Genomic DNA, 21,673 nt, shown 5'->3' on the forward strand with positions numbered 1-21,673 from the left:
CTATGAGCCAGAACGTATTTCAGTTTATCGATGTCCAGCGGGTCGACCCGCCCAAGAAGCCACTCAAGATCCGCAAAATCCAGTTTGTGGAGATCTACGAGTCCTTTAATCAGCCGCAGGTACAGATGCAGGCGGATCGCTGCCTCGAGTGCGGCAACCCCTACTGCGAGTGGAAGTGTCCGGTCCACAACTACATCCCCAACTGGCTGAAACTGGCCAAAGAGGGGCGCATTCTGGAGGCGGTGGAGCTCTCCCACCAGACCAACAGCCTGCCGGAAGTGTGTGGTCGGGTCTGCCCGCAGGATCGCCTGTGCGAGGGCTCCTGCACCCTCAACGATCGCTTCGGCGCGGTGACCATCGGCAACATCGAAAAATACATCACCGACAAGGCGTTCGAGATGGGCTGGAAGCCCGATCTCTCGAACGTGGTCAAGACCGGCAAGCGGGTCGCCGTCATTGGCGCGGGCCCTGCGGGTCTCGCCTGTGCCGATGTGCTGGCGCGCAACGGCGTCACCCCGGTGGTGTTTGACAAGTATCCGGAGATTGGTGGCCTGCTCACCTTCGGTATCCCCTCCTTCAAGCTGGAAAAAGAGGTGATGCAGCGTCGCCGCGAGATCTTCCAGGGGATGGGCGTGGAGTTTCGTCTCGAGACCGAAGTGGGCAAGGACATCACCTTCGCCGATCTGCTCGGCGAGTTCGATGCTGTCTTCCTCGGGGTCGGCACCTACAAGTACATGAAGGGCGGCTTTGCCAACGAAGAGGCGCCGGGCGTCTATGACGCCCTGCCCTACCTCATCGCCAACGCCAACCGCTTGCTGGGTTTCGAGAAGGCGCAAGCCGACTATATCGACTTCGCTGGCAAGCAGGTGGTGGTTCTCGGCGGTGGCGATACCGCCATGGACTGCGTGCGTACCGCCATCCGCCAGGGAGCCGCCAAGGTGATCTGCGCCTATCGCCGCGACGAGGAGAACATGCCGGGCTCCAAGCGGGAGGTGAAAAATGCCCGCGAAGAGGGGGTTGAATTCATGTTCAACCTGCAACCGGTGGCGGTCGAGCTGGATGCCAGTGGTCGCACCGTCGGCATCAGGGTGGTGAGCACCGAGCTGGGTGAACCCGATGCCAATGGCCGCCGCAATCCGGTGGTTATCGAGGGCTCAGAACAGGTGCTGGCCGCCGATGCGGTGGTGATGGCGTTTGGCTTCCAGCCCAACCCCCAGCCCTGGATGGCGGAGTTCGGCATCGAGCTCGACAACCGGGATCGCATCAAGGCGCGTGAGCAGGCGGAATATGCCTTCCAGACCAGCAATCCCAAGGTGTTCGCCGGTGGCGATGCGGTACGCGGCTCCGATCTGGTGGTGACCGCCATCTATGAGGGGCGCAAGGCAGCCGAAGGGATCATGGATTACCTCGCTGTCTAACCTGCTATTCCTCAGTCAACGCAAAACAGAGCCCCGCCAGTGCGGGGCTCTTCTTTTCAAACTCGGAATTTAAGGCTCGGAATACTCGCTGGCAGCGTGTCACTTATCGCCCATCAACCTCGTCCGGGGAGCAACTAGATACTCCAGCTCTCCGGCAACCGCTCGGTGAGGGTAGAGATGTACTCGAAGGTACGCGCCCGCTTGGGGGTGGTGAACATCTGGCGTGCGCTGCCCGCCTCCACCACCTCACCCGCCTCCAGAAAGATCACCTGTTGCGCTATCTGGGCGGCCAGCCGCAAATCATGGGTGGCAATCAGCATGGTTGTTCCTTCCCGGGCCAACTGGCGCAGTACGGTCACCACCTCCTGAGCAAGCTCGGGATCCAGCGCCGAGGTGGGTTCGTCACAGAGCAGCACCTTGGGCGCTGGCGCCAGCGCCCTCGCAATGGCAACCCGCTGCTGCTGACCACCGGACAAGGTGGCAGGCACCGCCTCGGCCTTGTGCCTGAGCCCCACCTTGTCGAGCAGTTGCAAGCCGCGCGCCTGCGCTTTAGCCCTTGGCCACTTCAACACGGTTACCAGCCCCTCTATGACGTTTTCCAGTACCGTCATGTGCGGAAACAGCTGGAAATTCTGGAACACCATGCCGGTCTGCTGGCGTAATGCCAGCAAGCTCTGGCGAGGCAGATGGTGAGAAAAATCGAGTTCACTCCCCCCCAGCACCAATTGCCCTGCATCCGGCCGCTCCAGCACATTGACGCAGCGCAACAGGGTGCTCTTGCCACTGCCGGAGGGGCCAATCAGGGCGGTCACACTGCCCGCCACCATGGCAAGATCAATCCCCTTGAGCACCCGCTGCCCGCCAAACTGCTTCTGGATACCACGCAACAGGATCATAGGGCGACCTCCCGGGTCTCTTTGTGGGTCAACTTGCGCTCCAGCCGGTCTTGCAAGGTGGAGAGCACCGAACTGAACAGCAGGTAGATGATGGCCGTCTCTATGTAAAGGATCAGCGGCTCATAGGTGACGGAGGCGAGCCGCTGGGCCGCCTGAAACAGCTCGGGCACGGTCACTGCCGCCGCCAACGAGGTGTCCTTCACCAGCGAAATAAAGGTGTTGGAGAGCGGCGGCACCGCGATACGCGCCGCCTGCGGCAGGATCACCCGCCACATCACCAGGGGCCAGTTCATGCCAATCGAATAGGCCGCTTCCCACTGCCCTTTCGGGATCGCAGCCAGAGTGGCGCGGATGATCTCCGAGCTGTAGGCGCCGATGTTGAGGGTGAACCCGATCACCGCGGCGGTGAAGGCATCCAGCACAATGCCGGCACTCGGCAAGCCATAAAAAATCAGAAAGAGCTGCACCAGCAGCGGCGTGCCACGAATAAGCCAGACATAAAAACGGACCAGCACTACCAGCGGTGTCGGGCCATATAATCTGGCCAGCGCCACCAGCAAGCCGAGCAATATTCCCAAGACAAAGGTGATCAGGGTCAGTGGCACGGTAAAAATAAGCCCCGCGCTAAGCAGGGGCCAAAAAGAGTCGATCATTAACTGCAACCAAGCTGGCACGTTAATTACCTCGCTAGTTATTATTTTCCGGCAATATTATTGCGAGACATCAGTACCAAAATATTTAAGAGATATTTTCTGGTAGTTGCCATCCTGTTTGGCAGTGCGCAGTGCCTGATTGATGGCGGCCAGCAATTCCGGCTGTCCCTTGGCGAGCAACACTGCCGATTGATCCCCCTTCGCCTCGGTCGCCGCCACCCTCAATTTGGCATCCGGTTTCTGTTTCTTGAAGTCGAGGAAAGAGAGGCTGTCGTTGATGGTGGCATCCACTCGCCCGGTCAGCACCAGCTGCAGTGACTGGTTGAAGCCCTCGGTGGCGACCACCTCGGCGCCCGAGGATTTCGCCAGCTGAGCAAAGTTGCTGGTCAGCGACTGGGATGATTTTTTACCCTTCAGATCCGCAAAGCTGTTGATGCTGTGATTATCGCTGTGCACCACGATCACCGCTTTGGAGGTGATGTAGGGATCTGAAAAATCATACTTTTTCAGCCGCTCCGGCGTGATGGCCACTTCGTTGAGCACCAGATCGTAGCGCTTGGCATCCACCCCGGCGATGAGACCATCCCACTTGCCTTCGACAAACTCCGGCTTCACCCCAAGGCCTTTTGCAATCAGCTCACCAATCTCAACATCAAAGCCGACCAGCTTGCCGCTCTTGTCGTGATAGGTGAACGGAGGATAGGCGCCTTCAGTGCCGATTTTGATCGCACCGGCACTCTGGATAGCGGCGAGGCTGGACTGGGCTTGCGCCGATGTCATCAAAGCCAGTGGAAGGGCTGCCAGTAAAAACAGGGAGTGCAGTTTTTTCATTATTCACCTCGTTATATTTGTAAACATCCAGCACGCTTGCCAACGATAATCCGGATTACCATGCAATTATTATTTTGAATCCTGCTGCTGCCAGCACCATTTAATCGGGTCACGCCACATATACGATGACTGCCAATTAACGATTGCACTTGGCGGCACCAGCAAAACATAACGTGGTGATTCCCATTGCCAAACCATGAAATATGAGGATGTTTAGTGAAATAATGAATAACGGAAAAGCAGTCCCGCATTCGCTACTGATTGCGGGACACACTGTTTATTCATGATGAAAAAACACACTGCCAGCCCGATAGCAAATTCGAGCCATCACCTGATCACAAACACACCACCAGCCACTCCCCCTTGCCGACCGGCACCAGCGAGGTGGCAAAGGCTGAGTCCTGCGCGACCTCGTTCATCCACTCCACCATATCGCTGCGATGGGAGATGGCGTTGGCGATCACCAGCAGGCCGCGAGGCGCCAACAAACGGTGGATCTGTGGCCTCCATGCCCGGTAGTACTGACGATCCGAATTGAGGAAGATGAGCTGATACCCGGCTTGCGGCAAGGTCGGTAGCAGCTCGCTCTATCCTCTTGGTTTGGCCTTTGGGAGTCAAATGATTGCTTTTAAACGCCATTCCGAGCGCAAAGGATGAGAAAATGACAACCATTTGAGGCAGAATTTGTGACGTCTATCTGTTACACTTCGCGCCCGCCATTTTCCGGCTCACTCTCTGACTTGATGTCAGGCGCAGCCGTCGGTGGTTACAACCTCCGTCTCGCTCATGCCGAGCTAACCAAGCCAAATACAGCCCAGCTGGAACACAGGAACCCATTATGAGATTTGAATCGTTCGATTTTGCCCCCGAGATTTTGCGTGCTGTCTCAGATTGCGGTTATCAGGAGATGACCCCTGTGCAGCAACAGGCGATCCCGGCCATTCGCCGTGGCCGCGATGTGCTGGCCAGCGCCCAGACCGGTACCGGCAAGACCGCCGCCTTCGCCCTGCCCATTGTGCAGCGTCTGGTAGACAATCCGGCTTCGGCCCAGCCTTCCAACGCCCGTGTGCTGATCCTGACCCCGACCCGCGAGCTGGCGGCTCAGGTGGCGAGCAACATCAATGACTTCGCCAAGTATCTCGATATCACCACCATAACCATAGTCGGCGGTGGCAAGCAGGACGTGCAGGCCAGAAAACTGAAAGCGGGCGCTCACATCATTGTGGCCACCCCGGGCCGTCTGCTGGAACACCTTACCGCCTGCAACCTCAGCCTCTCCGGCGTCGAGTGTCTGGTGCTGGATGAAGCGGATCGTATCCTCGACATGGGCTTCAGTGCCGATGTGCAGAAGATCCTGCAAGCGGTCAACAAGACCCGTCAGAACCTGCTGTTCTCCGCGACCTTCTCCGACGCGGTGAAGAAGCTGGCCAACCTGATGCTCGACCGCCCGCAGATCGTCAGCGTCAACAAGCAGAACTCCACCGCCGACACCGTCAGCCACACCGTCTATCCGGTCGAGCAGAAGCGCAAGCGCGAGCTGCTCTCCGAGCTGATTGGCAAGCAGAACTGGCAGCAGGTGCTGGTGTTCGCCAGTACCCGCGAGAGCTGTGATGTGCTGGTCGAGGAGCTGAACCTCGACGGCATCAAGTCCGCCGTGGTCCATGGCGAGAAGGCCCAGGGCAACCGTCGCCGTGCCCTGCGCGAATTCATGGAAGGTAAGGTGCGGGTACTGGTCGCCACCGAAGTGGCCGCCCGTGGTCTGGATATCCCGGATCTGGAATACGTGGTCAACTACGATCTGCCGTTCCTGGCGGAAGATTACGTGCACCGCATCGGCCGTACCGGTCGTGCCGGCAAGCGCGGCATGGCCATCTCCTTCGTCAGCCGTGAAGAGGAGCGCACCCTGCTGGAGATCGAGGCCCTGATCGGCCAGAAGATCCGCCGCATCATGGTGCCGGGCTACGAGGTGAGCAGCCGTGACGAGCTGATCAAACAGCTGCAGGAGCGCCGTCGCTTCGGCAAGCGTCCGCAGCGTGAAGATAACGCCGTGGCCCAGGTGATGGCCGAAGCCAAGCTGCAGGGTCAGCGCCTCAAGCGTCTGGCCGCGGCCAAGAAGCCCCGTCAGCCGAAATAAGGCGCGCAGGCTACGCTATTGAACCGCAAAGGCGCCACTGGCGCCTTTGCTATCTCTGTCATCGGTGTTGACCCGTGGTGGTCAACTCAAGGATTGCTTATGACCTCTCCTACCTACAATCAGGCCCTGTTCGAGATGGCCACCCAGAGTCTGGCCGAACTGGCTCGCACCGCCGAGCAAAAGGCGGGCAAGCGCACCCCGGCGCAAGAGAGCCACTTTCTCTGTACCTGGATGGCCGACTCCCTCAAGGAGAAACGCTTCTCCCGTCTGGTGATGGAAGATTTGAAAGATTGGGTACAGCTTGGCCGCACGCTGGGAGCGGGCGCCGATCTCAAGGGACTGCTGGAGCGCATCGCCTTCCAGTACCAGTGCGCCATGACCAATCCGCAGCAATTGGGAGCCAAGCTGGCTGCCCTGCTGGAGGAGCTGGCAGCGGCAGGCTGGCTGGTGCTGACCGAGAGCGAAGTGAACGCCAAGCTGCGCCTGCAATCGGGCTGTCAGGCGAGTCTGGTGATCAGCCATAGCGAGTATCAGGGTCACATCGAAGCGGGTGAGCTTGTCAAACCCCTCACCCTCTATGTGCGCGGTGACGAGAAGGTGCTGGCAGAGGCGGCCTTCAAGCACGGTCTGCTGCTGAGCCAGGGCAACAAGAAAACCACCCTGGTCAAGCACCACAAGGCCTACCGGCTGATGCCGGACAACGCCCAACCGGCGCTGGCACTGCTGAGCGAAGCTCGCCAGAGCGCCTGATCCCGCCAGTTTGCAGCAATAAAAAAACGGCAGGCCCTTGTGCAGGGTCTGCCGTTTTTTATTGTTCGATCTTCGGTGATGAGGTCTGGTAGTCGTTTAGCGGATCTTGATGCCAATCTGACCCGCGTCACACCACTCGAACATCACCTCCTCGCTCTTGCCGCAGCAACTGCCACCACAGACCCGGCTTTCACGCTTGATGACCCGCCCCTTGCGCATCCAGACGCCGAGCATGGCCTCCACTGCATCTTCCGAGGTATGGAAGTGACGAGCCAGATCGCGCCGGCTCACCTTCTGCTGCGTGGCGAGGTAATCCCCCAGCTCGCGCAGGATCATAAGGTCACCACCTTGCGGGCGACGATGTCACCGTGACGGCGACCGGCCCACCAGAGCAGCACCAGAGAGAGGCCGTAGCTGACGATCCAGAACAGGCTCTGCTCCGGGTGAGCGGCAAAAGTGGCCACCTGATAGAAGACGGTCGCGCACATAAAGGCCATGTAGTTGCACCATACCGCCGTCATCAGCGCCCACTGGCGACCGGTTTCGCGCACCAGCGCGCCCATGGCGGCGGCGCAAGGCATGTAGAGCAGCACGAACAGCAGGTAGGAGAAGGCACCGGCCGCCCCGTCGAAGTGGGTCTGCATGTTGCCGTAGGTGGAAACATCGACCTCCTGCGCTTCGGCAGCGGCTTGTCTGTCATCCAGCTCACCGACAGACAATCCCATGGGGTCGCTCGGGTTGATCTCCGCCAGATTGGCCGTCACGGCGTCGATCGCCTCGTGGAAGCTGGCCACCAGCGAGAACTCGCTCTCCTCCTCTTCACCACCAGCACCGGCGTAGAGGCTGTTGAGGGTACCGACGACAGCCTCTTTGGCGAAGATACCGGTGACGATACCGACCGTGGCCTGCCAGTTATCATCGCGAACACCGATGGGGTGCAGCACCGGGGTCACCGCCTGACTAATCTTGCTCAGTACCGAGCCCTCTTGATCCTGATGGCCGAAGCTGCCATCGGTACCCAGCGAGTTGAGCACGCTCAGCACGGCAACCACCAGCACGATGGTTTTACCGGCGCCAAAGACGAAGGATTTGAGCTTCTGCCAGGTTTTGATGGCAACGTTGACCGGGCGCGGCCACTCGTAATCCGGCATCTCCATCAGCATGGAGTCGCTCTTGCCCGGCAGCAGGGTGTTGCGCAGCAACAGGCCGGTGAGCACCGCCACCACAATACCGATGAGGTAGAGACCGAACACCAGGTTCTGGCCGGATTCGGGGAAGAAGGCCACCGCAAACAGGGCGTAAACCGGCAGACGGGCACCGCACGACATGAAGGGGGCCATGGCGGAGGTCATCAGCCGCTCCCGCTCCGAGTTGAGAGTACGAGTCGCCATCACCGAGGGGACGGTACAGCCAAAACCCATCAGCATCGGCACGAACGCCTTGCCCGGCAGGCCGAGGCGGCGCATCAGGGCATCCACCACGAAGGCGGCGCGGGCCAGATAGCCGGAGCTCTCCAGCACCGCGAGGAACAGATAGAGGCAACCAATCACCGGAATAAAGGTGGCCACGGTCTGCAAGCCGACGCCGAAACCATCAGCCAGAATGGCACCGAGCCACTCGGGCGCATTGACCAGCCCCAGCAGGTGGTGCACCCCATCGACAAACAGGGCGCCGCCCATGATGTCGAAGAAGTCGATAAAGGCGCTGCCGACGTTGATGGCAAACAGGAACATCAGGTACATGACAAACAGGAAGAAGGGGATGCCAATCCAGCGATTGAGCAGTACCCGATCCAGCCACTCGCTCTGGGCCTCGGTGAGCTTGCCCTTCTGCTGACGAGCCTGTTGTACCCACTGGTGGATATGGCCGTAGCGGATATCCGCCAGTTGCAGATCGATATCCTGCCCCTGATGGGCGCGGGCGACCACATTGTGGGCGGCGGCCTGCTGACCGGGCAGCAGGGTCTCCTGCATCACAGCATCCTCTTCCAGCAGGCGCAGGGCGCGACCACGGGCAGTGAGGTGGTGCGGGGCGAGCAGGGTCTCCAGCTCCGCCAGATCGTTTTCAAGCGTGTGACCGTAATCGAGCTGCAAGGCTGCTTGCGGCTGACCGATAAACTGCCGGATCTGCTGCTTGAAGGCGGCAACCTGTTTGCTGTTGTGGGCCGAGAGGGCCACCACCGGGCAACCGAGAGATTTGCCGAGCTTGCTCTCGTCAATGACGATGCGGCGCTTTTGCAGGATATCCAGCTTGTTGAGCACCACCACCATGGGCAGACCCAGTTCGCGCAGTTGCAACGTAAGGTAGAGGGAGCGCTCCAGATTGGCGGCGTCGATGACGTTGAGCAGCAGGTCGGGCTGTTGGCCCTGAGCAAAGCGGCTGGCGATCTGCTCGTCCAGACTGCCATCCTGACTGGCCAGGCTATAGATGCCGGGCAAATCCATCAGCTTGAAGTGATGCTCACCTGCGCTGAACTCACCCATCTTCTTGTCGACGGTGACACCACTCCAGTTGCCCACTTGCTGGCGGGCACCGGTCAGGGCGTTGAACAGGGAGGTCTTGCCGCTATTGGGGTTACCTACCGTTACCAGGGAGTAATTCATACCTGTTCGACCTCGATAGTGCTTTGACCAAGACGATTGTTTTGTGAGGTGTGTTTCATACCAGCTCGACCTCGATTTGCTGTGCCAGACTCTTTTGCATGGAGAGGCAGATCCCCTGGCACTGGATCTGGAGCGGGTCCCCCAAGGGGGCGGAGCGCAGATAGATGACTTCAGTCTGGGGCAGCAGGCCCATCACCATCAGCTTGCGACGCAGCGGCCGTGCCAACTGGTTCATATTCTTGATGCGAGCACTCTGTCCCGGCGACAACTGCGTGAGTACCATGACTGACTCCTGAAGTTAAACAATAATAATTCGCTTTTACTTGGGGCATTATAAGCTGTGTCTTCAACTTTTATTTGAGTAAAATCAAACTCCGCTTAGCTAACCGATAAAGTATTGCCATGAGTCACGACAACAACAGCCGCCTCGTTTACAGCACGGATGGCGGCATGCTCAAGGAGCAGAGTGCTCCCCAATCCGCCTCCCCCTTCCCCACCGACGGCACCGTGCGCATTCGCCGCGAGACCAAGGGGCGCAAGGGCGCCGGGGTGATCACCATTCATGGCGTACCCGCCGATCAGCAGAAAGCCATGGCGACTCTGCTCAAGAAAAAATGCGGCACCGGTGGCGGTATCAAAGAGGGGGTGATCGAGATCCAGGGGGATAAACGGGACCTGATCAAGGCCGAGCTGGAGAAAGCCGGTTTCAGCGTCAAGCTGGTGGGGGGCTGATCCCCTTGTCACCCATGCGGTTTTTCCCTAGAATGCCCGCTCCCATCGAGGGGGAGTAGTCTCGCACGCCGGTTCCATCCTTTGCATGAATACCGGTTTGCGACCCTGATCAACATACTTGGTGCCAACTCACCATGGTCAGGGTGATCCATGCCAGTCGTGGATTTGACAAGACCTTTGACGGGCCAGTGCCAATACCGGGGACGGATGGCGCAGGCTTGTCTTTGGTTTATAACAATTCCGTCCCCCGGTCATCTTTATGGAAGCCTTGTTAACCTCAACCCTCAGCGTTGCCATTGCCGAAATCGGCGATAAAACCCAGCTGTTGGCGTTGCTGCTCATCTGCCGTTTTCGCAAGCCCTGGCCCATCATCGCCGGCATGCTGGCGGCAACCCTGCTCAACCATGCGGGCGCCGCCTGGATTGGCGAGTTCATCAGCCGCTGGCTCGATCCCAAGATAATGACCTATCTGGTCGCCATCGCCTTTATCGCCATGGCTATCTGGATTTTGGTGCCGGACAAGATGGATGACGAGGAGAGCTCGCTGGATAAATACGGCCCCTTTATGGCCACCTTCGTGCTCTTCTTCATCGCCGAGATCGGTGACAAGACCCAGATCGCCACCGTGCTGCTGGCCGCCAAGTATGACTCGCTGGTGCAAGTCATTACCGGCACCACCCTCGGCATGATGCTGGCCAACGTGCCTGTGGTGCTGATCGGCAAGCTGGGGGCAGACAAGCTGCCGCTCAAGGGGATCCGCATCGCCTGCGCCATCCTCTTCGTCGGCCTCGGGGTGAGCACCCTGATCTTTGCCTGATCGCCTTTTCCGCTGACCAAGCCCTCCACCTCGGAGGGCTTTTTTGTTTGCTGCTTTGTCTGTTGCGTAACCCGCTGTCGCAACCACCAGCCTTAGAGCCAAGGGGCAGTGCACGGTTGCGGGTGCCTCATGCCATAATGGGGCAAACCTCGTGGAGTCCCCCCATGCACAACGTATCAAGAGAGACGCTACTCGAATGGGTCAAACAAGGACGGCTGGCACCAGAGAAGCTGGCGGACGCCCTGACCCTCACCGATCTGCCCCCCCCTCCGGCGCGCTGGCAGTGGCTGTTTGACCGGCTGCTGCTCTGGCTCGGCGCCCTCTGCATCGGGGCCGGACTGGTCTTCTTCGTCGCCTTCAACTGGCAAGAGCTGGGCCGGGTCTCCCGCCTCGCCCTGCTGGAGGCGCCACTGCTCGCCATGCTGCTTCTGCTGTGGCGCAAACCGCTGGGGGATACTCCCCGTCAGGCGCTGCTGCTTGCTGTCGCCCTCAATATCGGCGCCCTGCTGGCGCTGGTGGGCCAGACCTACCAGACCGGTGCCGATCCCTGGCAGCTGTTCGCTACCTGGGCGCTGATGCTGGTGCCACTGGCGGTATTTGGCCAAAGCCCGCTGCTCTGGACCTTAAGCTGGTTGCTCGGCCAGCTGGCGCTGGTGCTCTACTGGCGGCTCGGCCTGTTCGCACTCTTCTTTACCTTCGATGAAGAGGGTCTGGGCTGGTGCCTTACCCTGCTCAACGCCGCCCTCTGGGGTCTGCTTCTGCTGGCACCGGCCCGCTGGCGCCTGATGCCAAGCTGGCTGGCGGGTCTGGCTGCGGGTCTGGGGGCCACCCTGCTCACCCTGCTGGCGCTGTTTGATGCCGCCTCCCCGCTGGTGTGGCCGCTCTGGTTTGGCTGGCTCGCCGCGGCCTATGCCCTGTGGCACCACAGATTTATCGCCGGACTCGCCATGGGGTGCCTCAGTCTGATTGCCGTCATCCTCGCCACCCTCGGTAAATGGATGGAACCCGACATCAACGGCTTTTTGCTGCTGAGCCTGATCGCCATCGGCCTTTCTGTCACCGCCGCCCGCTGGCTGCAACAACAACGGAGGTCTCATGAGTGATCTGACCCTTTGGCAAGCGCTACAACAGGCCAATCTGGTGGAAGGGGAAATGCCCCGTGACACCCAGCCCCACTGGTCGAGCCGTTTTATGCTGGGGCTGGTGGGCTGGATTGCCGCCCTGTTCCTGCTCTTTTTCCTGTTTCTCACCTTCGAACAGCTGACCCACGAGGCCAACAGCGCCCTGCTGCTGGGGGCCGTGCTGCTGGCGGGGGCGTATGCCCTCAACCGCAGCCAGCGCGGCGATCTCTGGGATCAGTTCGTGCTGGCACTCACCCTGGCGGCCGATGCCTGGCTGCTCTATGGCCTGCTCGATCAACTGGATCTCCATCACGCCCTGCTCTGGTTCGGTCTGTGCCTGCTGTCGCTCGCCATCGCCGTGCTGTTCGATCACTGGCTGGTGCGGCTGTTTCACAGCGTGGCGGCGGCCCTGCTGCTCACCCTTGGCCTCGCCTGCCTCGGGCTGCAACTGCTGGCGCTGCCACTGGTGATGGCGGCCATCACCTTCTGCTGGCTGCGGGCAGATAGGGATCCAGAGCGCCACCAGCTCTACCACTCCATCACCCTGGGGCTGGCCCTCTCGCTGCTGGTGCTGGGGCGTCTGCACCAACCGCTGTGGGATAGCGGCAGCAGCATGCTGGACGAGCTGGGGCTGTCGCGCCTGCCACTTTGGCTCAATCCGTTGCTCTGCGCCGCCCTGTTGCTGGCGGTGATGGTGAAACTCAAGCTCCCCCTGCTGTTTGGCCTGCCACTGGTGCTGATCAGCGCCATCATCCCCGGCATGGGGGCGGGCGCACTGGTGCTGATCCTCGGCTTCTATGCCGGCAGTCTGGGGCTGATGACCCTCTCAGCCCTGCTGCTGCTCGGCTATGGCTCGCTCTATTACTACGATCTGGGGCTCACCCTGATGACCAAATCCTGGCTGCTGCTGGGCTCAGGTCTCCTGCTGCTGGGTGCCCGCCAGCTGCTCACCACCTTCGCGGCAAGGAGCGATTCATGAAACCCGTCACCCGACAACTCGCCCTGTTGCTGAGCGGCCTGGCCATCCTGGCGGGCATCAATGCCACCGTCTGGCGCTATGAGCGCGCCATGAGCAGCGGCGAAGTGGTGCTGCTGCGACTCGCCCCGGTCGATCCCCGCTCCCTGATGCAGGGGGATTACATGCGGCTGAACTATGAGATTGCCCGCGAGCTGGCCAGCAGCGATGCCCGTGAAAAGGGCCGCGATACCCTGGTGATCCGCCTCGATGCCCATCAGGTGGCCAGTCTGGTGGCCGCTGGCAAGCCGGATCGGCTCGCCAGCGATGAGCGGCTATTGCAGGTGCACCAGAGCGAACGGCAGTGGCAAATTGGCCCCGATGCCTACTTCTTTGAAGAGGGCACGGGGGATCTGTATCAAGCGGCCCGCTACGGTGAATTCCGGCTGCAAGCGGATGGCAAGACCCTGCTGGTGGGGCTGCGGGACGAGGCTTACCAGCCCATCGGGCAGACCCGCGCCCGCTGGTAATGGCAGTGAGTGGCTATTTACGCTGTTCATGGTCACACTCAATACAAGGTTGATCGCTAAGGATGTTCCCAATGAGGATATGGCTGATCTGTCATCTGTTACTGCTCTGCTGGGCCTCGACGGCCCGGGCTGATCTGGGCAAGCTCGAGTACCTCACCGAAGAGTACCCCCCCTACAACTTCAGCGATCCACAAGGCCAGCCCACCGGCCTTGCGGTCGATCTGCTGCAGATGATCTGGCAACACAGCGGCGTGGCGCCCCAGCCGGTACGCATCCTGCCCTGGGCGCGCGGTTATTACTTGCTAACCCAGAAGCCCAACGTGGTGCTCTTCTCCACCGCCCGCACCCAGGCGCGGGAGGATCTCTTCAAGTGGGTGTGCCCCATCGGCTACTCGGAGTACATCCTGCTGGGCCGCAAAGCGCAAAACATCACTCTCGACTCGGTGGATCAGATGAGTCAGTACAAGATCAGCGCGGTGCGCTCGGACGCCGCCGAGCAACTGCTGCTCAACAACGGCATGGATGACAACAACATCATCTCGGCCAACCGCCTGTCGCAAGGGTTGAAGATGCTGCTCTCCGGTCGCGCCGATCTGCTCGCCACCAGCAAGCTGGCGGGATATGACGCCATCCGCGAACTGAAGCTCAATAGCGACGACTTCAACGTGGCCATGGTGCTGAGCGCCGAGCAGCTCTGCTACGCCTTCAGCCGTCAGGTGCCCGACAGCGAGATCACCCTCTTTCAGCAGGCCCTGACCCGCGCCCTCGCCTCGGAAGAGTTTCGCAAATTGCAGGCCAAATACCTGCCGGTACGCTGAGCACTCACTCACCCGATGGGCAGCAAGGCGCTGCCCATTTTATGGATGAAAGATGCAATAGAGGTGGCTAGCTATTCCCGCCGTGAGCAGTCAAACTGACCAAAATCTTTGATTGGCAAGGATTTTCCCGTGCGAACATGGCACTTCATTCACCTGCTGCTCCTGTGGACGACCTTCGCTCAGGCGGATCCGGCCAAACTCGAATACCTCAGCGAAATCTCCCCCCCTTATAACTTCAGTGACGAACGGGGCCAGCCCACCGGGCTGTCGGTCGATCTGCTGCAACTGATCTGGCAGGCACGCGGCGTGGCGCCCCAGCCGATCCGCATTCTGCCCTGGGCCCGTGGCTACAACCTGCTGCAACAAAAACCCAATGTGGTGCTGTTTGCCGCCGCCCGTACACCGCAGCGGGAGCCGCTCTTCAAGTGGGCCTGCCCCATCGACCATTCGGAGTTTGTGCTGCTGGGGCGCAAGGGTGACAACATCACCCTCGACTCGGCAGCGCAGCTTGGCCACTACAAGATCGGGGTGGTGCGCGCCACCGTCTCCAAGCAACTGCTGCTCGATCGCGGTATCGATGAGCGCACGCTGATACAAGCCAACCGGCTCACCCAGGCAGCCAAAATGCTCACCTCCGGCCGCGCCGATCTGTTTGCGACCAACAAACTGGTGGGCTATCAACCCCTGCAGCAGCTCGGCTTCAAGCCGGATGACGTTCATGTTGCCTTCGTGCTGGATACCACCCCGCTCTGCTACGCCTTCAGCCGTCAGGTGCCTGACAGCGAGGTCGCCCTCTTCCAGCAGGCACTGACCCGGGTCGTCGCGTCAGCGGATTTCTCGGCCTTGCAAACCAAATACCTGTCGCTGCGCTAACGCCCTGATCGCCGCCGACAGAGGGCGCGGAATGGCAGCGAGCGCCGGCACTTTTATTACCAAACATGCCCCGTCGCCTTGGCGAAATCGGCCAGTTTGGTCACACTTGAGCATGATATTCCCTTGATCAGGATGGCAAAAATGAAAGCATGGATTGGATTGGCCGGGGCGCTGCTGGCCACCCTCGCACAGGCGAGTCCTGAGCTCGGCAAACTGCACTACCTCACCGAAGAGTACAAACCCTACAACTACGCCGATGCCAGCGGCGCCCCTGCCGGCCTCGCGGTCGAGCTGCTGCAACTGGTGTGGCAGAAGACCAACACCCCGCCGCAGCCCATCACCATCATGCCCTGGGCGCGCGGTTACTACCTGCTGACCCAAAAGCCCAATGCGGTGCTCTTCTCCACCGCTCGCACCCAGGCGCGGGATCCCCTGTTCAAGTGGGCCTGTCCCATCGGGTATGCCGAGATCGTGCTGGTGGGGCTGGCCGAGCGCAATATCACCATCACCAAGCTCGACGATGCCAAGGCGTTCAATATCGGGGCGGTGCGGGCCGATGTGGGGGAGCAACTGCTGCTCAACAACGGCTTTGACGAGACCAAACTGATGGCCGCCAACCGGCTGGCACAGGCGCTGAAGATGCTCACCTCCGGCCGGGTCGATCTGGTCTCCACCAACAAGACCACCATGGAGCAGCTGATCGTCGAGCAAAAACTAGACCCCGCCCGTTTCAAGGAGCAGTGGGTGCTGAGCTCGGAGCAGTTCTGCTTCGCCTTCAGCCATCCGGTGAGCGATGCGCTGGTCAGAGAGTTCCAGACCGGCTTGACCCAGGTGCTGGCGAGCAGTGAATACCCGCTGCTGCACAGCAAATATTTCCCGGCACCGGCACCCGCCAACACTGAACAGGCCAAAACCGGGACAACCAACTAGCTCGCACACCGCCAATACAGAGGGGCCCGATATGGGCCCCTCCGGTTTTGTGGCTCGCCACACTCAATCGCGCACGGCCTGTGCGTTGTTGTCGAGCACTCTCCTTTGGCTATTCACCTTGGGTTGACCACTTCTGGTGACTCACACAGTCCCTTACATTCAACCACGCACCAGCGCCGCGGCGGCTACCTTGTGGCGGGCGATAAGCTGCTCGATATCCAACCCCTCGATAACGCCATCCACCACCCGCCACTTGCCGCCCACCATCACCCGATCGGCGCGCTCGGCGCCGCACAAGATCAGCGCAGCAACGGGATCGTGACTGCCGCTAAAGCGCAGATCATCGAGCTTGAACAGCGCCAGATCCGCCTGCTTGCCGGGCAGCAGCTCGCCAAGATCGCCGCGCCCCAGCAACTTGGCCGAGCCACGGGTCGCCCACTCCAGCACCTTGCGCGGGGTGATGCGCTCGGCGCCGTAGCGCAGCCGCTGCAGATAGAGCGCCTGACGGGCTTCTTGCATCAGGTTCGAGGCATCGTTGGAGGCCGACCCATCCACCCCGAGCCCCACCGGCGCACCGGCCGCCTCGAGATCCAGCGTCGGGCAGATGCCGGAGGCGAGCCGCATATTGGAGACCGGACAGTGGCACACCCCGGTGCCCGCCGCTCCCAGCCGCGCAATCTCGTCCGGATTGAAGTGAATGCCGTGGGCCAGCCAGGTGCGATCCCCAAGCCAGCCTACCTTCTCCAGATAATCGACGGTGCGTAGGCCAAAGCGTTCGAGGCAGAACGCCTCCTCATCCAGCGTCTCCGCCAGATGGGTGTGCAGCCGAACATCGAGCTCGGCCGCGAGCTTGGCGCTCTCCACCATGATCTCCTCGGTCACCGAGAAGGGGGAGCAAGGGGCCAGCGCAATCTGGATCTGCGCCCCGGCGCCGCGCTGGTGGTACTGGCGCACCAGCCGCAGGCTGTCATCGAGGATCTGCTGCTGCCCCTGCACCGTGTGGCGCGGCGGCAAGCCACCCTCATCTTCGCCCAGACTCATGGAGCCGCGGGTCAGCATGGCGCGCATCCCTAACTCACGCACCGTCTCGACCTGAATATCGATGGACTCCTCCATCCCGCGCGGGAAGAGGTAGTGGTGATCCGCCGCCGTGGTGCAACCGGAGAGCAGCAGCTCCGCCATCGCCACTTTGCTCGCCAGCGCCAGCCCATCCGGCGTCAATCTGGCCCACACCGGATAGAGGGTCTTGAGCCAGGGGAAGAGCGGCTGATTGACCACCGGCCCCCAGGCGCGGGTCAGGGTCTGGTAGAAGTGGTGATGGGTATTGATAAGGCCCGGCAGCACCACATGGTCGCGGGCATCGAACAGCTGATCGCACGGCCGGGCGGGCTGCTGGCCCGCCGCCAGCACCTCGCTGATGAGATTATTTTCAATCACCAGCCCGCCGCGACCATCGACGGCCTCGGGGGTAAAGGTGGCAAGGGGATTTTTGATCCAGATACGGGTAGCGGACATGGCCGGCGCCTCCATCAGTCATACATAGGGGTGAGCCAGCTCAGTTATACCCTGTCTGCTGATCCAGAGGCGGCGCAGCACCGCAGTGGCCCCAGTCTACCCGGCAGCGGCAAAAAATCTGTGATCCTCGTTTTAAATCAAGGTGATAGCCCCTCCCCTTGCGGCGTCACCCCGCCGCCCTGCCAGTACCGAGCCCCGACAGCCATTGATTGATCACCCATTTCGAAAAGTGTGCGCCAGCGCAAAAAAACCTCTGGTTTCTGATAGTTGCGTGATGGTCGCCATAGTTAAGCGCTCAATGAATCCGTAAGATATCCAGCGGCGCCTGTTGGCCCCCTCTCGTGATCAATGGTCAACGGCGCAATCTGGTAGCGACAGTCAGGGGCGGTAGCAACTTTAGCGGAGACCAGCCGGCCTCCCGCCCCTGCGCCAAGGTGCGAGGGTTGCACCCTCGACGGGCGTCCCTGTCAGCCCCCTGAGCTGTGTGCCCATGCCCCCATGTACGGTGGACGCTGGGGCAATGGGTAAGGTCGATTCGGGTCGAATCGGGTCGAATTGGATCGAGTAGGGTCGATTAGCGAAGCGTAATCGTCCGCGGTAACCATCCCCTCTCCCTTGCGGGTGAGCGGTAGGGTGCAATAAGCGGAGCGCATTGCACCAAGGTAACCGTCCCCTCTCCCCTTGCGGGAGAGGGCTAGGGTGAGGGGGACGGTAACGTCATTGCATAGCGGAATATCGCCCCCCTAATTGGCATGGCTTCGCCATGCAGGACACGAGGACTCCGTCCTCGACGGGGTTTCGCCGCCGCTGCGCGGCTTGGCGAGTGACTTTTCTTTGCGTGGCCAAAGAAAAGTCACCAAAAGAAAGGCCACCCCCACTTGTTCGCCCTCCTGCGTCGGGTTCCCTCGGTTCACCCGTTTGTCCAACGGCACGCGCCGATGGGCCATCCCTGGCCCAGCGCCGCTCGCTCGGCGTCCTGCCTCGCGGCCTGGACAAACGGGCTCACCTCGACGAACAACAGGGGGCAACCCCCAACCCGCCGCCCCGAGGCCAGTTAACAGGCGTAGGGTCCAATAAGCGCAGCGCATTGCACCGCCGTAACACTCACCAGCCTATTCGGGACACATATCGGGCGGGTTGTTATCTCATAGCCACCCCCTCGCCCACCCCATGGCGAGCTCAGATTGTTGAACCTATGCAAGAAGTGATATCGACATGGTTGCATAGATGAAAAATCATGGTGGGTACAACAGAAAGCGGTACACATTCCTATCGGGAGCGGTTGTATATAGAAGATCCGATAGTGAGTATTTCACCGTGTAATAAAACCTTATTCTCGAACGTCCGATTACGCTTCGCTAATCGAGCCTACAGCCTAATTTTTTTGATAGTCAGGAAAAGTAAATAATTTCAATCGCTATCGTTTATTAAAAATTCGCACTTACATTTAATTGAGATATATATGAATCAACAAGAACTTTTAACAAGAATTAACGCACTGCTAGGGCGGTTTGCATATGAAGTCAAGGTTTCTAATGCAACAGGAATGTTTGACATTAATATAATAGCAGAAGAATTTCTCATCCCTATATTATCAGTTGTTTTAAAATGCCCAAACCTGAAAAATCAAAACAGAGTTCAGATGCACTTTCCAGCTGTAGACTTGGGTTGTGACGCTAGTCGAACTTCTATTCAAATCACATCAGACCCATCTAGCCAAAAAATTTGCAAGACACTCAATAAGTTTCAGGAGCATAATTTAGAAAAGCATTTTGATCATCTTTACGTCTATATAATCACCGAGAAACAAAAGTCATATCAATCAAAATATCTTGATGCCGAAATAAATTCTTTACCTATCAATTTTGATGTAAAAGAAAATATTTTAGACTATAAGGACTTAGCAGAGAAAATAGGGGAGTTAAAAAATGAAGAATTAACAGCAATTGTTCAGCATCTCGAATCTTCATTTAATAAGATTGACTCTCACCTTTTCTTCCGAAAGAACCTGAGCGAATTTATAAATGTGAGTCAGAAAAAAATCGACGATGAAAAGAAATCAAAAAAATATATTCCGTCTGTATTTGTAGAAACTTCCGAGGTCAAAGATTGTGTTAGATACTTTGCAAACCCATTATTTTTTTACAGAAAGATTGATTATGACTTGCAACATATTGCTCTTGAGAAATTTAAAAACACCCTTGTAATGGCTAAGGTCGAGCCCTTAGAAATAAATATCCTTGATGCTGTTCACTTACCAGAACCAAAGAATCTCACAGAGCTAAATAATCGACTTTCACAGCAGAAAGAACTTATTGAAGGCTTTAATGAAATAATTACCCCGTTCTCTTGGCGAAGAAATGAACACAACAAATACACACCAAAGACTGATTCAAAAGACTATTGGACAGTCTTTAAATTTGCAGTGGAATCAATAGGCAGCGATATTTTCCATAACTTAGAAGATGTTCTTGAAAAAATCAGGATCGCTAAAGCTAAGATCTTTCTGATTACAGGTATGGCGGGGCAAGGAAAGACTAATTTTGTTTGTGATTTAGTAGAAAATCAATTTCATTACTTTGAGATCCCCACAATATTTATACCCGCCAGACTGCTAAACCATTACCCGAGCCCTAATAGGATGCTCTCTTATATAACAAACAATAGATTCTGTCCAAACTTGAATAATTTACATGAACTTTTTACGCTTTTAAATAACGTTGCAAATGAATCAAAAAAACCATTTATTATCGTTTTAGATGGAATAAATGAAGTCAGCGATCTTCATGGATTGGTTGATGAGTTAAAGGTATTTCTTGAAGCATTATGCCAATATGAATTTGTAAAAATTATTATTACTTGTAGGAATGAGTTTTTCGATCATAAGTTTACTCGGGTATTTTCTCCTCAATTCTCTGATTACACTTATCGAGTACAAGATCTTAGGAATGAGATGTCAGATTACAATAAGTCCAAGCTGCTTACGGATTATTTTTCACATTTTAATATAAATGCCAACCTATCAAAATCATCAAAGGCATTTTTAGAGAATGATTTGATTTTACTACGGTTGTTTTGTGAAATATATGAAAACAAGAACATAGGTTATGTCTCAGATATATATAAGGGAGAGCTATTCGAAAATTACCTAAAGATGAAAATTGACAATTTCCCCATTGAGCAAAAATCAATCGCCATATGTTCTCTAAGAAAAATATGTCAAAAAATGTATGAGAGTGAAAATTTCACTCTAGTATCTAATGCTGATTTTGAAACTGTTGAGCGAGAATTAATTGAGAAACTAGTGGGTGAGGATATTATATTAAGAAGAGAAGTTCCACCATCTGGACTGATGTCCATAGGTATTGAAAGCATATCATTTACCTATGATGAAATGAGAGATTTTCTTTTAGCTTATTTTGTGGTTGTCGATACAACCCAAGGTGGCCTAAATATTAGCATACTTAATAGAATGAAAGAATGGCCAATCTATGAAGGTCTATTCCGTTATACCTATATACTAGCTCGTAAACACAATAATCAACCTGCTTTGTTGATGTGTGAGAAATCTGATGATTTTACTTGTCATTATGTAAATAATCTATCGCTCTTATCATCTGATATACAGTCTAATGATGATATTCAGCGTGTAAATAAAATATTACAAAGCAGTTCAAATAGTAAAACAATCCAATCTGTCGCTTGGTTTCTTTTTGGAAAAAGAGATACCTCTGAGTTACTTAACTTAGGAGTTCTTAATGAGCACTTAGGTAGACTGAGTGATTCCGAGTCAGAACATTTTTTAAAATTTATGTTTTGCGATAGTAGAGGATATGAACGTAATAGCTGGGATGAAAATATCAGTGAATTCGTAGATAGTTTGAAAAAAATTAGTGATAAAGACAAATTATCGATTAGCTCATTGGCATTGACGTTTGTTTTTTATTTACTGCCTCATGCATTTTGGATTCAAAGAGAGAATACTCTCAACTTCTTTATTAAAAACAAAGAATGTCACAATGTCACTGCAGCTATAGACTCTTGCCGTAGATCTCATTCAGATAGAGTTCAAGCACTCTTAAGTGAAATGAAATAAG

19 protein-coding genes and 1 pseudogene are annotated in these 21,673 nt (G+C 57.1%); 12 read left to right on the top strand and 8 right to left on the bottom strand.

Translation table 11 applies throughout. The features are described 5' to 3' along the window. Positions 1–2 precede the first annotated feature (2 nt). The gene (locus tag BSP75_RS00140; RefSeq protein ID WP_075111795.1) at positions 3–1,418 is read left to right on the top strand and encodes an FAD-dependent oxidoreductase; all 1,416 of its coding nucleotides are present in this window, start codon (positions 3–5) and stop codon (positions 1,416–1,418) included. A 134-nt stretch (positions 1,419–1,552) separates the two neighbouring features. Here BSP75_RS00140 and BSP75_RS00145 read toward each other — a convergent pair whose 3' ends face one another. From BSP75_RS00145 to BSP75_RS00160, 4 genes and pseudogenes are all read right to left on the bottom strand, one after another. Then, positions 1,553–2,314 (bottom strand): amino acid ABC transporter ATP-binding protein, encoded by a 762-nt coding sequence (locus tag BSP75_RS00145; protein ID WP_075111796.1) that lies wholly within the window; start codon positions 2,312–2,314, stop codon positions 1,553–1,555. Next, positions 2,311–2,967, bottom strand: coding sequence for an amino acid ABC transporter permease (locus BSP75_RS00150; RefSeq protein WP_171971569.1), 657 nt, complete (start codon positions 2,965–2,967; stop codon positions 2,311–2,313). The genes BSP75_RS00145 and BSP75_RS00150 overlap by 4 nt, the downstream gene beginning before the upstream one ends. 57 nt (positions 2,968–3,024) lie before the next feature. Next, positions 3,025–3,798, bottom strand: coding sequence for an amino acid ABC transporter substrate-binding protein (locus tag BSP75_RS00155; RefSeq protein ID WP_075111798.1), 774 nt, complete (start codon positions 3,796–3,798; stop codon positions 3,025–3,027). Between the two features lie 335 nt (positions 3,799–4,133). Next, positions 4,134–4,379: pseudogene (locus tag BSP75_RS00160) on the bottom strand (methyltransferase); the annotation flags it as partial. A gap of 257 nt (positions 4,380–4,636) precedes the next feature. Here BSP75_RS00160 and BSP75_RS00165 point away from each other — a divergent pair. Together BSP75_RS00165 and BSP75_RS00170 are read left to right on the top strand one after the other, a co-directional pair. Beyond that, a complete protein-coding gene (locus BSP75_RS00165; protein ID WP_075111799.1) occupies positions 4,637–5,932 on the top strand; it encodes a DEAD/DEAH box helicase in 1,296 nt (431 codons plus the stop codon). A gap of 99 nt (positions 5,933–6,031) precedes the next feature. Beyond that, positions 6,032–6,682 (top strand): DUF2913 family protein, encoded by a 651-nt coding sequence (locus BSP75_RS00170; protein ID WP_075111800.1) that lies wholly within the window; start codon positions 6,032–6,034, stop codon positions 6,680–6,682. A gap of 96 nt (positions 6,683–6,778) precedes the next feature. Here BSP75_RS00170 and BSP75_RS00175 read toward each other — a convergent pair whose 3' ends face one another. The 3 genes from BSP75_RS00175 to BSP75_RS00185 are packed head-to-tail and all read right to left on the bottom strand — an operon-like array spanning position 6,779 to position 9,568. Further along, positions 6,779–7,018 carry a FeoC-like transcriptional regulator gene (locus tag BSP75_RS00175; protein WP_075111801.1) on the bottom strand — a complete coding sequence of 80 codons (240 nt, stop codon included), beginning with the start codon at positions 7,016–7,018 and terminating at the stop codon, positions 6,779–6,781. After that, the gene (feoB, locus tag BSP75_RS00180; protein WP_075111802.1) at positions 7,015–9,285 is read right to left on the bottom strand and encodes a Fe(2+) transporter permease subunit FeoB; all 2,271 of its coding nucleotides are present in this window, start codon (positions 9,283–9,285) and stop codon (positions 7,015–7,017) included. Before feoB ends, BSP75_RS00175 begins: the two co-directional genes overlap by 4 nt. Positions 9,286–9,340: 55 nt before the next feature. Further along, a complete protein-coding gene (locus BSP75_RS00185) occupies positions 9,341–9,568 on the bottom strand; it encodes a FeoA family protein (RefSeq protein WP_058053783.1) in 228 nt (75 codons plus the stop codon). A 119-nt stretch (positions 9,569–9,687) separates the two neighbouring features. Here BSP75_RS00185 and BSP75_RS00190 point away from each other — a divergent pair, with 119 nt between their 5' ends. The 8 genes from BSP75_RS00190 to BSP75_RS00225 all read left to right on the top strand — a co-directional run bounded on the left by BSP75_RS00190 (position 9,688) and on the right by BSP75_RS00225 (position 16,061). Continuing rightward, entirely contained in the window at positions 9,688–10,017 is a 330-nt protein-coding gene (locus BSP75_RS00190; RefSeq protein ID WP_075111803.1) for a translation initiation factor, read from the top strand. A 259-nt stretch (positions 10,018–10,276) separates the two neighbouring features. Further along, positions 10,277–10,834 carry a TMEM165/GDT1 family protein gene (locus tag BSP75_RS00195; protein WP_058053785.1) on the top strand — a complete coding sequence of 186 codons (558 nt, stop codon included), beginning with the start codon at positions 10,277–10,279 and terminating at the stop codon, positions 10,832–10,834. A 164-nt stretch (positions 10,835–10,998) separates the two neighbouring features. Continuing rightward, positions 10,999–11,937 carry a DUF2157 domain-containing protein gene (locus BSP75_RS00200; RefSeq protein ID WP_058053786.1) on the top strand — a complete coding sequence of 313 codons (939 nt, stop codon included), beginning with the start codon at positions 10,999–11,001 and terminating at the stop codon, positions 11,935–11,937. Continuing rightward, on the top strand, positions 11,930–12,934 hold the full coding sequence (locus BSP75_RS00205; RefSeq protein ID WP_075111804.1) for a DUF4401 domain-containing protein: 1,005 nt from the start codon (positions 11,930–11,932) through the stop codon (positions 12,932–12,934). The genes BSP75_RS00200 and BSP75_RS00205 overlap by 8 nt, the downstream gene beginning before the upstream one ends. Beyond that, on the top strand, positions 12,931–13,440 hold the full coding sequence (locus tag BSP75_RS00210; RefSeq protein WP_075111805.1) for a GDYXXLXY domain-containing protein: 510 nt from the start codon (positions 12,931–12,933) through the stop codon (positions 13,438–13,440). Before BSP75_RS00205 ends, BSP75_RS00210 begins: the two co-directional genes overlap by 4 nt. Before the next feature lie 71 nt (positions 13,441–13,511). Continuing rightward, a complete protein-coding gene (locus BSP75_RS00215) occupies positions 13,512–14,258 on the top strand; it encodes a transporter substrate-binding domain-containing protein (RefSeq protein ID WP_075111806.1) in 747 nt (248 codons plus the stop codon). Between the two features lie 129 nt (positions 14,259–14,387). Next, a complete protein-coding gene (locus tag BSP75_RS00220; RefSeq protein WP_075111807.1) occupies positions 14,388–15,131 on the top strand; it encodes a transporter substrate-binding domain-containing protein in 744 nt (247 codons plus the stop codon). 141 nt (positions 15,132–15,272) lie between these two features. Continuing rightward, positions 15,273–16,061 carry a transporter substrate-binding domain-containing protein gene (locus BSP75_RS00225; RefSeq protein ID WP_042655569.1) on the top strand — a complete coding sequence of 263 codons (789 nt, stop codon included), beginning with the start codon at positions 15,273–15,275 and terminating at the stop codon, positions 16,059–16,061. A gap of 159 nt (positions 16,062–16,220) precedes the next feature. Here the strand turns inward: BSP75_RS00225 and BSP75_RS00230 are convergent, their stop codons facing one another. Beyond that, a complete protein-coding gene (locus BSP75_RS00230; RefSeq protein WP_075111808.1) occupies positions 16,221–17,576 on the bottom strand; it encodes an 8-oxoguanine deaminase in 1,356 nt (451 codons plus the stop codon). A 1,462-nt stretch (positions 17,577–19,038) separates the two neighbouring features. On the opposite strand from BSP75_RS00230, the gene BSP75_RS00235 reads away from it, so the two are divergent. Next, complete coding sequence (locus BSP75_RS00235; protein WP_075111809.1) at positions 19,039–21,672, top strand: SMEK domain-containing protein; 2,634 nt, start codon at positions 19,039–19,041, stop codon at positions 21,670–21,672. Position 21,673: the final 1 nt, after the last annotated feature.

The organism is Aeromonas sp. YN13HZO-058, assembly GCF_001921245.1.
GTDB lineage: Bacteria > Pseudomonadota > Gammaproteobacteria > Enterobacterales > Aeromonadaceae > Aeromonas > Aeromonas allosaccharophila.